The following is a 13,959-nucleotide window of genomic DNA, read 5'->3' as shown; positions in this document are numbered from 1 at the left end:
CCCCTGCTGGGCGGAATCGGGTGGGTATGGGTGACAGGCCGCTGAAGAAGCTGGGGTTCCTCACGATCGGGCTGTTCGACGAGGACGATCCGGCCCGGGGCCACGAGACCACGCTGCGCACGCTGGAGTTGGGCGAGGAACTCGGCTACGACAGCGCGTGGGTGCGCCATCGGCACCTCCAGTACGGCATCGCCTCACCGGTGGCGGTCCTCGCCGCCGCCACCCAGCGCACCAGCCGGATCGCCCTGGGCACCGCGGTCACCCCGCTGGGCTGGGAGAACCCGCTGCGCCTCGCCGAGGACTTGTCGACCGTGGACCTCCTCTCCGGCGGCCGCCTCAACCCGGGTGTCAGCACCGGTGCCCCGACGCACTACGAGCGGGTCAGGGAGGCGCTCTACCCGGACACCGCGGACACGGAGGACTTCGGCTACGCGCGGGTGCGGCGGCTCCTGGACCACCTCGCCGGAAAGCCGGTCACCGCCTTCCGGGGCACGGAGGGCATCGAGGCCTTCTCCGACCGGGTGCAGCCGCATTCCCCCGGTCTGCGGGAGCGCATGTGGTACGGCGGCGGCAGTGCGCGCTCGGCCCGCTGGGCGGGGGAGAACGCGATGAACCTCCTCACCAGCAGCGTCGTCAAGGCCGAGGAGCAGGAGGGGCCCTGGGACTTCGCCGCCCTCCAACTCGCCCAGATCCGCGCCTTCCGGGCGGCCCATCCCGCCGGAGAGGCTGCCCGGGTCTCCCAGGGGCTCGTGGTGATCCCCACCGACTCCGCCGACGCCACGCAGCGCGCCAGGTACGAGGAGTACGCGGCGGCGCGGCTGCCCCGTACCGTCCGGCCGCAGGGCCCGGCCCGGCTGCTGTTCGCCCCGGACCTGGTGGGCCCCTCCGACTGGATCGCGGAGCGCCTGCGGGCGCACGCGGCCTTCCGCGAGGTGGACGAGGTGGCCTTCGCGCTCCCGTTCACCTTCGGCGAGGAGGACTACGAGCAGATCCTCACCGACATCGCCGGCCGTCTCGGCCCCGCGCTCGGTTGGAAGCCGAGCGGCTGACGTCCGGTACCGGCCGACCCGGCTCCAGCCCGGGCGCACACCAGTCCCATCGCCGTCTGGGCCCGCGCAACACCGGGCCCGCCTTCGCGCTGCCGGTCGAGGAAGCGGAAAGAGGGAGAGGGAATCGGGCGCGCTCACGCGAGAGACGCGAGGACGGCGCGTATCGGCACCGCGCCGGGAGTCTCACTCCCGGCGGCGCGCTCCGGGGCCCGGCCGGGCGGTGACCTGCTGGGGAGTCAAGGCCTCATGTTCCTCGGCGCATTCGACGACCACGCGGACCGGTGCTCCGCACTCCGTGTGGCGCATGTCCAGGACCGGACCCTCGGGATCCGGGGCGTACCTCTCGCCCCACTCGCGCAGGGCGACGAGCACGGGCCACAGGTCCCAGCCCTTGCGGGTCAGCCGGTACGCGTTGCGGGAGCGGCTGCCCGGCTCCCGGTAGGCGACGGTGGCCAGGATGCCGGCCGCGGTCAGCTTCCGGAGCCGGTCGCTCAGGACGGCCTCGGAGACGCCGATGTGGCGGCGGAAGTCGTCGAAGCGGCGTACACCGTTGGCGGCGTCACGCAGGATCAGCAGCGTCCACTTCTCCCCGACCAGATCCAGTGAGCGCTGGACGGGGCAGTTCTCCGTGCTGACGTCGAGCCACTCCATGTCCCCATACTAGGCGCTGACTTCAGCTTTGACAGCCAGCGGTGGAGCGGGCTAACTTCGCTCGACAGAGTCAGCCGGGAGGATGCCGAAACATGGGACGGTCACGCACCTACGAGTGGGAGGACCCCTCGATCACCGCCGCCGTCGTGGGGCGCGTCTCCGGCCTGGAGTTCCTGCGCGAGATCCAGGCGGGCCGCCTGCCCGGGCCGCCCGTCTCGGCGACCCTCGACTTCACCCTCGCCGAGGTGGACGAGGGCAGGGTGACGTTCACGATCATGCCGGGGGAGGAGCACTACAACCCGCTCGGCAGCGTGCACGGCGGCGTCTACGCCACCCTGCTCGACTCGGCGGCCGGATGCGCCGTCCACTCCACCCTCCCGCCGGGGATGGGGTACACCTCGCTCGACCTGACCGTGAAGTTCCTCAAGCGGATCACCGCGGACACCGGCCGGGTGCGGGCCGTCGGCACGGTGGTCAGCCGGGGCCGGCAGACCGCGCTGGCCGAGGCGAGGCTCCTCGACGCCGAGGACCGCCTGCTCGCCCACGCCACGAGCAGCTGCCTGCTCTTCCCGCTGCCCGCCGCGTAGCGACGCCCGCCTCATAGCGGCTGAGGGAGGGCGCGCCCCGGGAGGAGCCGCCGCCGACCCGGCGGGTCCGGCGGCGCCCGAGCGGGGCGGGGCCCGCCAGGTCCACCCCGGCGGCGTGACATCTCGTGACAGATGAGAGGGTCGGCCGCGTGAGTGAGACGACTACTGAGGCCCTGCAGTACCGCTTCGACGGGCCCGACGACGCTCCGGTCCTGATCCTGGGGCCGTCCCTCGGCACCACCTGGCACATGTGGGACCGGCAGATACCCGAACTGTCGCAGCAGTGGCGGGTGTTCCGCTTCGATCTGCCCGGGCACGGCGGCGCACCGGCGCATCCCGCCGAGTCGGTGGAGCAGCTCGCCGACCGGCTGCTCGCCACCCTCGACGAGCTGGGGGTGCACCGCTTCGGCTACGCGGGCTGCGCGCTGGGCGGCGCGATCGGCACCGACCTCGCGCTGCGCCACCCGGACCGGGTCGCCGCGCTCACCCTCATCGCCTCCTCCCCGCGCTTCGGCACCGCCGACGAGTTCCGCCAGCGCGGGGTGATCGTCCGCACCAACGGGCTCGACCCCATCGCCCGCACCTCGCCCGAGCGCTGGTTCACCCCGGGCTTCGCCGCCAACCAGCCCGCGATCACCGAGTGGGCCGTGCAGATGGTGCGCACCACCGACCCGGGCTGCTACATCGCCGCCTGCGAGGCGCTCGCCACCTTCGACGTACGGGGCAGCCTCGACCGGATCGGGGTGGAGACCCTGGTCCTGGTCGGCTCCGAGGACCAGGTCACCGGGCCCGCCGCGGCCCGCACCCTGGTCGCGGGCATCCCGGACGCCCGGCTCGCCGTGGTGCCCGGCGCCTCGCACCTGGCCCCCGTCGAGCAGCCGGCCGCCGTCACCGACCTGCTCGTACGCCACTTCTCCACCTCCTGGCAGGAGGCCCCCGGCACCCCGCCGGTGCCGGTCAAGCCGGTGCTCAGCCCGCCGCCCGCGCCGGTCGCCGAGATCGCCCCCTTCGAGGAGCCGGCGGCCGAGGCGGTGCCCGCCGACCAGTACGAGGCCGGGCTCAAGGTGCGCCGCGAGGTCCTCGGCGACGCCGAGGTCGACCGGGTCCTCGCCGAGGCGGAGGGCTTCGCGGAGGACTTCCAGCGGCTCGCCACCCGCTACGCCTGGGGCGAGGTGTACAGCCGCCCGGGCCTGGACCGCCGGGCCCGCAGCTGCGTCGCCCTTGCCGCGCTGGTCGCGGGCGGTCACTGGACGGAACTCGCCGGCCACACCAAGGCCGCCCTGCGCAGCGGGCTGACCCCCGACGAGATCAAGGAGGTCCTCCTGCAGACCGCGGTGTACTGCGGGATGCCCGCCGCCCACCAGGCCTTCCGCATCGTCCAGGAGGTCGTCCGGGAGGAGACCACTCCGCGCGAGTAGCCCCCGGCAGCGGGCGGCGCGGGCGGGCCGGGTGCCGGGCCGGTGGCCGAAACACCCGGCCCGGGCGCCCTGCCCGGGTGGGGGCGCGTAGCAGGATGGCGGCATGAAGCTCACCAAGAAGACGCACTCCTGCGTCCGGCTCCAGTCCCAGGCGGGCACCCTCGTCATCGATCCCGGCGGTTTCACCGAGGAGGACGCGGCACTCGGCGCCGAGGCGATCCTGGTCACCCACGAGCACCCGGACCACTTCGACGAGGGACGGCTGCGGGCCGCCATGGAGGCCGACCCCGGGACCCGGATCTGGACCCTGCGCGCGGTCGCCGACAAGATCGGCCCCGCCTTCCCCGGCCGGGTCCACACCGTGGGCCACGGCGACACCTTCACCGCGGCGGGCTTCGAGGTCCAGGTCCACGGCGAGCTGCACGCGGTGATCCACCCGGACATCCCGCGGATCACCAACGTCGGCTACCTCGTCGACGGCACGGTCTTCCACCCCGGCGACGCCCTGACCGTGCCGGACCAGCCGGTGGACACCCTGCTGCTCCCGGTGATGGCCCCCTGGAGCAAGCTCTCGGAGGTCGTCGACTACGTGCGCGAGGTCAGCCCGCGCCGCGCCTACGACGTGCACGACGCCCTCCTGACCGACCTGGCCCGGCCGATCTACGACCGGCAGATCGGCTCCCTCGCCGAGGCCGAGCACCTGCGCCTGGCGCCCGGCGGTGCCGCCGAGATCTGAGGCCGGCCGGCGGGCGGCCGGGTTGTCGGTGGGGCCGGGTAGGTTGGGGCCCATGCGCATCGCCACCTGGAACGTGAACTCGATCACCGCCCGCCTCCCCCGGCTGCTCGCCTGGCTGGAGAACAGCGGAACCGACGTGCTGTGCGTGCAGGAGACCAAGACCACCGCCGAGCAGTTCCCCACCGACCAGCTGCGCGAGCTGGGCTACGAGTCCGCGGTGCACGCCACCGGCCGGTGGAACGGCGTGGCGGTCGTCTCCCGCGTCGGCCTGACGGACGTGGCCCGGGGCCTCGACGGCGACCCGGGGTACGAGGAGGTGGCCGAGCCGCGCTCCCTCGCCGCCACCTGCGGCGGGGTCCGGGTCCGCTCGGTCTACGTCCCCAACGGCCGCGAGGTCGGCCACGCCCACTACGCCTACAAGCTGCGCTGGCTGGAGGCGCTGAAGCAGACCGTCGCCGCGGACGCCGCGGGCCCGCTGCCCTTCGCCGTCCTCGGGGACTACAACATCGCCCCGGCCGACGAGGACGTCTGGGACATCGCCGCCTTCGACGGCGCCACCCATGTCACCGAGGCCGAGCGCGCGGCCCTGACGGCCCTGCGCGAGACCGGCCTCAGCGATGTGGTGCCGCGCCCCCTCAAGTACGACCACCCCTTCACATACTGGGACTACCGCCAGCTCGGCTTCCCGAAGAACCGCGGCATGCGCATCGACCTGGTCTACGGCAACGCCCCCTTCGCCAAGGCCGTCTCCGACTCCTACGTGGACCGCGAGGAGCGCAAGGGCAAGGGCGCCTCGGACCACGCACCCGTCGTCGTGGACCTGAAGCTGTGAGCGCCCGGCAGGAGAGCCCCGCGGTCCCCGGGGCACAGGGCCGCCGGAGCCTCGGCCTGGTCTCCGACTGCGGCGACTGCTTCGGGCTCTGCTGCGTGGCGCTGCCCTTCGCCGCCTCCTCGGACTTCGCCGTGGACAAGGCGGCGGGCACCGCCTGCGCCCAGCTGCGCGAGGACTTCCGCTGCGGCATCCACGCCCGGCTGCGCGAGAGCGGCTTCCCGGGCTGCACCGTCTTCGACTGCTTCGGCGCCGGCCAGAAGGTCTCCCAGCACACCTTCGGCGGCCGCGACTGGCGGAGCCACCCGGACAGCGCGCGCACCATGTTCGAGGTCTTCCCGGTCATGCGCCGGCTGCACGAACTCCTCTGGTACGCCACCGAGGCGAGCGAACTGCCCGCGGCGGGCCCGGTGCGCGCCGAACTGCGCGAAGTCTGCGCCGAGTTGGACCGGCTCAGCCGCGCCGAGGCCGCCGAGCTGCTCGCCCTGGACGTCCCCGCGCTGCGCGAGCGGGTCAACACCTTCCTCCTGAGGGCGGGGGAGCTGCACCGCGCGGGGGCCCCGCGCAAGGGCCGCGACCACCGGGGCGCCGACCTCTTCGGCGCCCGGCTGCGCCGCGCCGACCTGCGCGGGGCGAGCCTGCGCGGCGCCTGCCTCATCGCGGCCGATCTGCGCGGCGCCGACCTCCGCTTCGCCGACCTGATCGGCGCCGATCTGCGGGACGCGGACCTCGCGGGCGCCGACCTCACCGACACGGTCTTCCTCACCCAGTCCCAGCTCGCGGCGGCCAGGGGCGACGGCCGCACCCGGCTCCCCCCGGCCCTGGGCCGCCCCGCGCACTGGAGCTGAACCCGCCAAGTCCCCGTGACCGGGCCTCAGTTGCGCAGCAGCCCCAGCTCCACCGAGTCGGCGAGCGCGGCGAGCCCGGCCTCCGAGGGGTGCAGATGGTCGCCGCTGTCGTAGGCGGGCGCCAGCCGGGCCGGGTTCGCCGGATCGCGGAGCACCGCGTCGAAGTCGAGCACCGCGTCGAAGCCCGCGCCGGTCCTCAACTGGGCGTTCACGGCGGCCCGTTCGGCCTCCACCTGGGCCGTGCACCTGCTCTCGCCCTGGCAGGGCGCAATGGTCGCCGCGAGAACCTTGAGACCGCGCGCCCGGGCCCGCGCGGCGATCTCCCGCAGCCCCGCGCTCACCTGGTCCGCCCGCGCGCCCCACCGCACGTCGTTGACGCCCATGAAGAGGATCACGGTACGGGCCGAGGTCTGGGCCAGCACATCCCGCTCCAGGCGGTTGAGGGCGCTGACGCCGCCGGTGTCGGTGCTGACGCCGTCGCCCGGGTAGCGGTCGGAGAGCACCCGGTTCGCGGAGATGCCCTGGTTGAGCACCCCGTACCGCGGCACCTCCCGCTGGCCGCGCAGCCGGTCCGCGAGCAGGTCCGGCCAGCGGCGGTTGGCGCCCGCCGTGGTGCGCTCCCCGTCCGTGATCGAGTCCCCGAGCACCACCACGGAACCCGGGCCGCCGCCGACGTCCACCCCGGCGAGCAGCGGCCAGTTGGTGAGCGTCCCGGTGTACGCCTCGCCGGTGCGCTCGGCGGTGTGGTCGCCGCCCTCGCTGAGGTAGGACTCCTGCACGGCGAGCTGGTGCAGCGGCGCCGAGGCCACCGTCCCCGGCAGATGGAAGCTGACCAGGAGATTGCTGTCGGCGGGCACCTCGAAGTCCAGCGGATCGCTGAGGGCCTGCGCCCCGGCGGCGATCCGGGTCCCGGTGGCCCCGCCGAAGCGCAGCGGCCGCGGGTCCGAGGCGGCGGTGGCCCCGGACTCCTGCACCGCCACGCTCGCCCCGCCGATGTCCACCGGAGCCGAGGCGAAGGTGTTGTCCAGGCGCACCCTGACCCGCGGCCCGCCCGCCGAGGTGTGCACCACCAGGCGCAGGCTGCGGTCCGCCCAGGGCCCGACCGCGGGCTGCCCGGAGGTGGCGGCGGCCCAACTCCCGCTCCAGCCGGGGGACTCGCTCTGCACCGAGGCCGCGAAGACGTGCAGATCGGGCCCGTTGTCCCGGGGCAGCTGCACCGAGGCGAGGGCACGCCGGCGCTCCAGCGGCACGGAGACGGCGTACAGCTTCGCCTGCTCGGTGAGCTGGCCGCCGGGGGAGTTCACATGGGGCAGCGCCACGGCCTTCGAGCCGAGCGGGCCGGTGCGCCAGTCCGGGGCGCCGAGCGTGAAGCTCTGCCGGGAGCCGTCGCGGTAGCGGAGGGTGCCGGTGCCCGTCGCGGGGCCGCCGGTCGCGGCGACGAGCAGGGCGAGCGAGGAGCCGCGGCCGGTCAGGCGTACCCGCTGGCCGTCGGCGACGAGGTTGTCGGGGCGCCCCGGCGCGTAGCGGGGGAGGGTGAAGGTGGCGCCACCGAGGGTCAGGGTGCGGCCCGGGGTCCAGCCCGCCGCGGCGAGATCACCGGCCGAAAGTGCGTTTCCCGCCCCGTCGAAGCCGGTGCCGGAGGGCTGCCCGTCCACGCCGACCGCGGTGTTGTCGTAGAGCCGCTCCAGCGGCTGCCCGGTGGCGGCGGACTCGGCGCGCGCGGTCCCCGGGGGCCAGGGCGGCAGGGCCAGAAAGCAGGCGAGTACGGCAGCCGTGGTCCACAGGCGAGGGCGCACGCGTGCTCCTTGCGGTAGCGGGAAGGGATCGAGGCGCCATGAACGTAGGAAGACGGCAGGAACGCGTCAATGAGCCACGCATGAACGGGGCGCGAACAGGCGCGTACGTCACCGGGCCGCGCGTGCCTGTGGTGCGGGGGTGCCGGGCAGTGTCACCCTGGCGGTATGAACATCCCCTTCTTGGACAACTGGCGCAAGCGGCAGGCGGAGCGCCGCGAAAGCGGTCTCGCGGGTGTGTTCGAGGATGATCCCGAAGGGGTCGGCGAGCTGCTCTCCGAGTGCGAGCTGCTGCGCTCGCAGGCCGCGGTCGCCGGTCTCACCCTCGACGACTCACCCGCCTCGCTCCAGGCCCTCGACCAGCTCCTCCCGCGCTGGCGCGAGGACCCGGAGCTGCTGCCCTGGCTCGGCAACGACGCCGGGCTCTATCTCGGCACCGTGATCACCCGCAGTGTGCCCGGCGCGCTCTGGCACGTGTGGCCCGGCGGCCATCCGGTGGTGCGCCTCGCCTCCGGCCGCGAGCTCCAGGTCGTCGAGGCGGGCCTGGACTGGGCGGTCAACGGCGCCCCCGAGCTGACCCAGATCTACGCCGAGGCCGCCGAGGCCTGAGCGGCGCGGGCCGGGCCGCGGGAGCCCGGAGGAGGCAGGGGCGCGGCGGCCGGGGACCCCGACGCATCGGGGGCCCGGAGAGCGGGGAGCCCGGGGATCCGGTGGTGCGAAGAGCCAGGATTCCTGAAGATACGGTTAATGGTGATCAGTGCGTGTCGTCCAATAAGTCCCATATTGCGGTGGATAGTTTGCGCGGACCGACACAGAAAGTGGGCAGGACTTGGCATGGTTGTCGATCTTCTGATCGAGCTGAGTGACGTCGAGGCACCTATCCGGCAACGGCCCGCCCGCCAGGTCCTCGGACCCGGGCACCTGGCCGGGCGGGCGAGGGCCCGCGGACCAGGGAGGAAAACGACCGGGTGCGGCAGGTGCCCGGTCCGCCAGTAGCTCGCAGGGCCGAGCCCGCCCGGCAGCAGCCGGAGATCACTCCTCGCGCAGCGGCACCGCCACGAACCAGTGTGCGGAGCCCGGCGGGAAGAAGGTCAGCTGCACCGCCACCGGTCGGGTTGTGCTCATTGCGGAGCGGGACAGCAACCGCCGGACGCCGCACGCGCACCGGACTGTCCGGCTCGCCGAGGCCGAGCGGCACCACGCCACCTGAGGATGGCGGGGGTGCCGCTCCCTTGGTTCCGGGGGGAGTCCACCGCGGGGGAGGGTGCCGCGCGGTGGCGACGGGCGGAGACCGCACGGTGTGCTCGTGGCTCTCCGGGGCCCGCCCTAGGCCTCGCTCTTCTCACCCTTCTCGCTCTTGTCGCTCTTCCCGTCCTTCTCACTCTTCCCGTCCTTCCCGTCCTTCGCGCTCTTGGCCGGGGCGGTGCGCGCCTTGCGGGTCACATCGGCGACCAGTTCGACCACATCGGGGCCGTACGCCTGGGAGTTGACCACCTTCAGGAGCAGCACGAAGGGGCGCCGCCCGTACCTGCGGTGCAGACGCTGATGGTGGCGGGCGAGATAGCGGGCCGCCGCCTGGTGGGTGATCGCGCGCTGGCCGCAGAAGAGGAAGGCCGGGCGCTCCTCGGGCCCCTCCCCGGCGGTGAGCCGGGCGAGCAGGACGTACTCGGTGACACCCTGCTCCATCGGGTAGGTCTCGCTGCCTATCCGGAACTCGCCGTGGCGGGGCCCCAGTTCGGGATCGGAGTGCACCCGCACGCCCGGCAGCAGCGACCGCAGATGCAGGGCCATCCGGCGGCTCGACTCCGGGCCGCCCACGCAGAACTCGGTGCGCTCCCCGAGGCTCTGCAGGGGCGCATCATGGCCGTGGACCTGCGCGTGCGCCCCGCACTCCTTGATGAGCGGGGAGAGTTCGAGCAGCGCGAAGACGTCATGGCGGGTGACCGTGAACTCCGCGGCGCCCGCCTCCCGGTCGACCACGAGCAGGCACTCCGCGCTGGGCGGCAGACCGAAGAAGGACTGCCTGCGGCGCAGGCCCCGGCGCCACAGCGAGGAGCGGACCAGCCAGCCGAGGGCGGCGCCGAGGACCGCCACCGCCAGGCCCAGCAGGATCAGGCGCAGTTCGTCTGTCATGGGCGCGCATGCTAGCGGCCGGGGGCACGAAGGTTCGAGAGGTCCTGGAAAGGGGTGAGGGCTCCGGCTACTCTGCGGGGACGCTTGCCACTGGAGGTACGGATGCGCCGCCCGCTCGCGCGGAAACTCTCTCTTCTCGCCGCTGCCGCCACCCTGGTGGGGATCGGCGCGACGGCGCCCCCCGCCGCCCCGGACACCGGCCGGGACCCGGCGAAGTCACCGGTCGCCGTCGGCCACGGCGGGGTGGTGGCCAGCGTCGACGCGGACGCCTCGGCCGCGGGCATCGAGGTGCTGCGCAAGGGCGGCAACGCGGTCGACGCCGCCGTGGCCACCGCCGCCGCCCTCGGTGTGACCGAGCCCTATTCGGCCGGGGTCGGCGGAGGCGGCTACTTCGTCTACTACGACGCCCGCACCCGCAGCGTGCACACCCTGGACGGCCGCGAGACCGCACCCTCCTCCGCCGACAAGGGCCTCTTCCTGGAGGACGGCAAGCCGATCCCCTTCGACGACGCGGTCACCAGCGGGCTCTCGGTGGGCACCCCGGGGACCCCGGCCACCTGGCGCAGCGCCCTCGACGCCTGGGGGAGCAGGCCGCTCGGCGCGGTGCTGCGCCCGGCGGAGCGGCTCGCCCGGCACGGCTTCACCGTGGACAAGACCTTCCGCCAGCAGACCGCCGACAACGCGGACCGCTTCAAGGACTTCCCGGCCAGCGCCGAGCTCTTCCTGCCCGGCGGCGCCCCGCCCGCCGTCGGCAGCACCCTGAAGAACCCCGACCTCGCCCGCACCTACCGCGAACTCGGCCGGCACGGCGTGGAGTCCCTGTACCGCGGACCGATCGGCAAGGACATCGTCCGTACGGTGAACAAGCCGCCGGTCGACCCGGACTCCGGCCGCACGGTACGGCCCGGGGCGCTGACCACCAAGGACCTCGCGGCCTACCGGACGAAGCGCCAGGCGCCCACCCGCACCTCCTACCGCGGGCTCGGCGTCTACTCCATCGCCCCGTCCTCCTCCGGCGGCACCACCGTCGGCGAGGCCCTGAACATCCTGGAGGGCAGCGACCTCTCGAAGCTGTCCGAGGAGCAGTATCTGCACCGCTACATCGAGGCGAGCCGGATCGGGTTCGCCGACCGCGGGCGCTGGGTCGGCGACCCGGCCTTCGAGGACGTCCCCGCCAAGGAGCTGCTCTCCCAGCGCTTCGCCGACAGCCGGGCCTGCCTGATCAAGGACGACAAGGCGCTGTCCAGCCCGCTCGCCCCCGGCGACCCCCGCCACCCGGCCGACTGCGGCACCGGGGACAAGGCCGCCCCCACCACCTACGAGGGTGAGAACACCACCCACCTCACCGCCGCCGACAAATGGGGCAACGTCGTCTCGTACACGCTGACCATCGAGCAGACCGGCGGCAGCGGCATCACCGTCCCGGGCCGCGGCTTCCTGCTCAACAACGAGCTCACCGACTTCTCCTTCGCCCCCGCGGACCCGGCCGTCCACGATCCCAACCTGCCGGGGCCCGGCAAGCGCCCGCGGTCCTCGATCTCACCGACCATCGTCCTCGACGCGCAGCACCGCCCGGTCCTCGCCCTCGGCACCCCCGGCGGCGCCACCATCATCACCACGGTGCTCCAGACGCTCACCAACTTCCTGGACCGCGGTATGCCCCTGGTCGACGCGATCGCCGCGCCCCGCGCCAGTCAGCGCAACCAGGCGGCCACCGAGCTCGAACCGGGCCTGTGGAACAGCCCGTTGAAGGACCGGCTCGGCGAACTCGGGCACGCCTTCACCCAGAACCCCGAGATCGGCGCGGCCACCGGGGTGCAGCGCCTCGGCGACGGACGCTGGCTCGCCGCCGCCGAGACCGAACGCCGGGGCGGCGGCTCCGCCATGGTGGTCCGGCCCGACGACCGCTAGTACGTCCCGACCGCGGGTGGTCCGGCCCGAGGGCCGGTAGCGGATGCGACCGGAGGGGGCCGGGGAGGCCGATGGCTTCCCCGGCCCCCTGCGCGTGAGGGCCCCTGTCCCGAGGTCATGCGGGCGCGGCGGGCAGGGCGTGAAAGCTCTGCGTAGCGAGCCCGTAACACGCGGGGTGTTTGCTGTCTCCTTGCACGGCTTCCGGTCTGACGGGGGGCAGCTTCGATGGCGGCGGAACAACTACCCGTACACATACGGGAGTTCGTGGACTACTGGGGCGCGCTGCTGGCGCGCCTCGATCCGCGTGCGGGGTGGTACGGCGTGTTCTGGCAGCGCGATCCCCAGGGCATGCGCGCCTGCGCCGAGGGCCGGGAGGTGCTGCCCTGGGACGTGGTGGAGGCCCTGCTCCAGGACCTCGCCGCACACGAGGGCGCCGAGGCGGCGGCAGCCGAAAGGCCCCGGGCGCGCGCCCTGCACGGCGCCTGCGCGGCCGCATATGACGCGCGTAGCGGCGGACGCGAGGCGCTGCTCGACAGGCTGGAGCTGATGCTCGGCGAGCAGCGCCGGGCCACCGGACGGCTCCAGGAACTGGCGTCCCGGCTCTCCGCCGCCGACTCCGCCACCCGGGCCCGCGAGATCGCGTACGAACTCTCCTGGGCCCGGGACGACCAGCACCGGGCGCGGGCGCGCTGCGCCGAACTCCGGTTCCGGCTGGGCGTGTTGGAGCAGAGGCAGTCGGTCCGGCGTGGGCTGGGTGCTGCCGCCGGGGCTGCTGGGGGCCGGTCCGGCGAGGGGCGCTCGGTGGCTGTGCCCGAGCCTCGTCCCGCGAAGGGGGATTCTGCGTCCGGGCCCCGTCCGGCGGAGGCGGGTTCTGTGCCCGGGCCCCGTCCGGCGGAGGCGGATTCCGTGCCCGGGCCTCGTCCGGCGGAGGCGGATTCCGTGGCCGAGCCCCGTCCGGGAGAGACGGCGGTGGTGCCCGAGCAGGCCACCGCCGGGACGCGGCAGCGGCGCCGGGCGCGCGGTGGGGCCAGGTTCGCCGGGGCGGTGGCGGAGAGCGAGCCCGCCTTGCCCGAGTTGGGGGCGGCGCTCCCGGCGGTGGGGGGTGCAACGCCAAGGGGCGCCCGTTTCGCGGGAGTTCGGGACGAGGGGCGGGCGGTGCCCGACGAGAGCGGCCCGCGCGGGGGCACCGGCCCGGAGGCGGACACCGCGGTGGACCGGGAGACCGCCGTGGACCGGGAGATCGCCGAGATGATCGCCGCCCTGCTCCGGCTGCGGACGGCGGGCCGGACCGGAGAGGCGCACATCCTGCTCGCCGAGGCCGCCCAGTGGCCCGCGTCCAGATTCCCGCGGATCGCCGCCCTGTTCGGCCGCTCGGGGCTGGCCGCGGACTGGGACACCCTGCTGTGGGAGGTGTCCTCGCTGCCCACCGAACGCCTGGTCGCGGTGGCGGACGCCCTCACCGCCGGGGGTCGCGCCCAGGACGCCGCGCATCTGCTGCGGCAGGGCGCGGGGCGCCCGCCCGCCGAGATCGGCGCCGCGGTGCTGCGGCTCGCGGAGAGCGGGCGGCACCGCGAAGTCCACGCGGTGCTGGACAGCTTCCTGCGTACGCGCAGCGCCCAGGAGGCCGCGGACCTCGCCCAACTCGCCCCCGCCCGACTGGTCCCGCTGCTGCGCGGCCAGGCGGCGGAGATCTCCCCGGTCTGCGCCGGGAACCTGGTGCACGCCCTGCGGGTGGCGGGCGTCGGGGGCTGAGGCGGGGGAGGGCCGGGAGGAGCGGGGAGGAGCGGGCTGAGGCGGGAGGGCGCGGATCGACCTTCCGGCTCTGGCGCCCGTACCGCGTCGATACCTCGGGTGTATTGGTCGGAACGTGAAGGTGAGACCTCCGAGGGTTTCTCTCGTACTGCTCGCCACATGAGGGGATTTGTGTCCTAACTCTTGCGTCTTGCCCCAACCCCGCTCTAGATTCTGCGCAGATTGATCGGATCTCTGGTGAGGCGAAGGGCG

General features: G+C 74.2%; 12 protein-coding genes. 9 read left to right on the top strand and 3 right to left on the bottom strand.

Translation table 11 applies throughout. The features are described 5' to 3' along the window. The first annotated feature begins 26 nt into the window (after positions 1–26). Complete coding sequence (locus MID12_RS01665) at positions 27–1,049, top strand: LLM class flavin-dependent oxidoreductase (RefSeq protein ID WP_263164382.1); 1,023 nt, start codon at positions 27–29, stop codon at positions 1,047–1,049. A 183-nt stretch (positions 1,050–1,232) separates the two neighbouring features. Here MID12_RS01665 and MID12_RS01660 read toward each other — a convergent pair whose 3' ends face one another. Beyond that, complete coding sequence (locus tag MID12_RS01660; RefSeq protein WP_263164380.1) at positions 1,233–1,700, bottom strand: winged helix-turn-helix transcriptional regulator; 468 nt, start codon at positions 1,698–1,700, stop codon at positions 1,233–1,235. Between the two features lie 92 nt (positions 1,701–1,792). On the opposite strand from MID12_RS01660, the gene MID12_RS01655 reads away from it, so the two are divergent. From MID12_RS01655 to MID12_RS01635, 5 genes are all read left to right on the top strand, one after another. Next, entirely contained in the window at positions 1,793–2,287 is a 495-nt protein-coding gene (locus MID12_RS01655) for a PaaI family thioesterase (RefSeq protein WP_263164378.1), read from the top strand. Between the two features lie 149 nt (positions 2,288–2,436). Then, positions 2,437–3,705 carry an alpha/beta fold hydrolase gene (locus tag MID12_RS01650; protein ID WP_040246260.1) on the top strand — a complete coding sequence of 423 codons (1,269 nt, stop codon included), beginning with the start codon at positions 2,437–2,439 and terminating at the stop codon, positions 3,703–3,705. A gap of 103 nt (positions 3,706–3,808) precedes the next feature. Further along, positions 3,809–4,441: an MBL fold metallo-hydrolase gene (locus MID12_RS01645; RefSeq protein ID WP_040246258.1), complete on the top strand. Its 633-nt coding sequence runs from the start codon at positions 3,809–3,811 to the stop codon at positions 4,439–4,441. 52 nt (positions 4,442–4,493) lie between these two features. After that, a complete protein-coding gene (locus MID12_RS01640; protein ID WP_263164375.1) occupies positions 4,494–5,273 on the top strand; it encodes an exodeoxyribonuclease III in 780 nt (259 codons plus the stop codon). Further along, positions 5,270–6,118: a pentapeptide repeat-containing protein gene (locus MID12_RS01635; RefSeq protein WP_263164373.1), complete on the top strand. Its 849-nt coding sequence runs from the start codon at positions 5,270–5,272 to the stop codon at positions 6,116–6,118. The genes MID12_RS01640 and MID12_RS01635 overlap by 4 nt, the downstream gene beginning before the upstream one ends. A gap of 26 nt (positions 6,119–6,144) precedes the next feature. On the opposite strand, the gene MID12_RS01630 is transcribed toward MID12_RS01635, so the two are convergent. Continuing rightward, complete coding sequence (locus tag MID12_RS01630) at positions 6,145–7,914, bottom strand: SGNH/GDSL hydrolase family protein (RefSeq protein WP_263164371.1); 1,770 nt, start codon at positions 7,912–7,914, stop codon at positions 6,145–6,147. A gap of 165 nt (positions 7,915–8,079) precedes the next feature. On the opposite strand from MID12_RS01630, the gene MID12_RS01625 reads away from it, so the two are divergent. Beyond that, positions 8,080–8,520 carry a DUF6278 family protein gene (locus MID12_RS01625; protein ID WP_263164369.1) on the top strand — a complete coding sequence of 147 codons (441 nt, stop codon included), beginning with the start codon at positions 8,080–8,082 and terminating at the stop codon, positions 8,518–8,520. A gap of 717 nt (positions 8,521–9,237) precedes the next feature. Here MID12_RS01625 and MID12_RS01620 read toward each other — a convergent pair. After that, on the bottom strand, positions 9,238–10,044 hold the full coding sequence (locus tag MID12_RS01620; protein WP_263164367.1) for a hypothetical protein: 807 nt from the start codon (positions 10,042–10,044) through the stop codon (positions 9,238–9,240). A gap of 102 nt (positions 10,045–10,146) precedes the next feature. Between MID12_RS01620 and ggt the strand changes: the two genes are divergently transcribed. Continuing rightward, positions 10,147–11,955, top strand: a complete 1,809-nt coding sequence (gene ggt, locus MID12_RS01615; RefSeq protein WP_263172797.1) for a gamma-glutamyltransferase — start codon at positions 10,147–10,149, stop codon at positions 11,953–11,955. A gap of 225 nt (positions 11,956–12,180) precedes the next feature. Then, a complete protein-coding gene (locus MID12_RS01610) occupies positions 12,181–13,707 on the top strand; it encodes a hypothetical protein (RefSeq protein WP_263164365.1) in 1,527 nt (508 codons plus the stop codon). The last annotated feature ends 252 nt before the right edge of the window (positions 13,708–13,959 follow it).

The organism is Streptomyces sp. SCSIO ZS0520 (genome assembly GCF_025643355.1).
Lineage (GTDB): Bacteria > Actinomycetota > Actinomycetes > Streptomycetales > Streptomycetaceae > Streptomyces > Streptomyces physcomitrii.
Note: the sequence above shows the minus strand (reverse complement) of the source record. Positions and strands in the feature narration are given on the sequence as shown.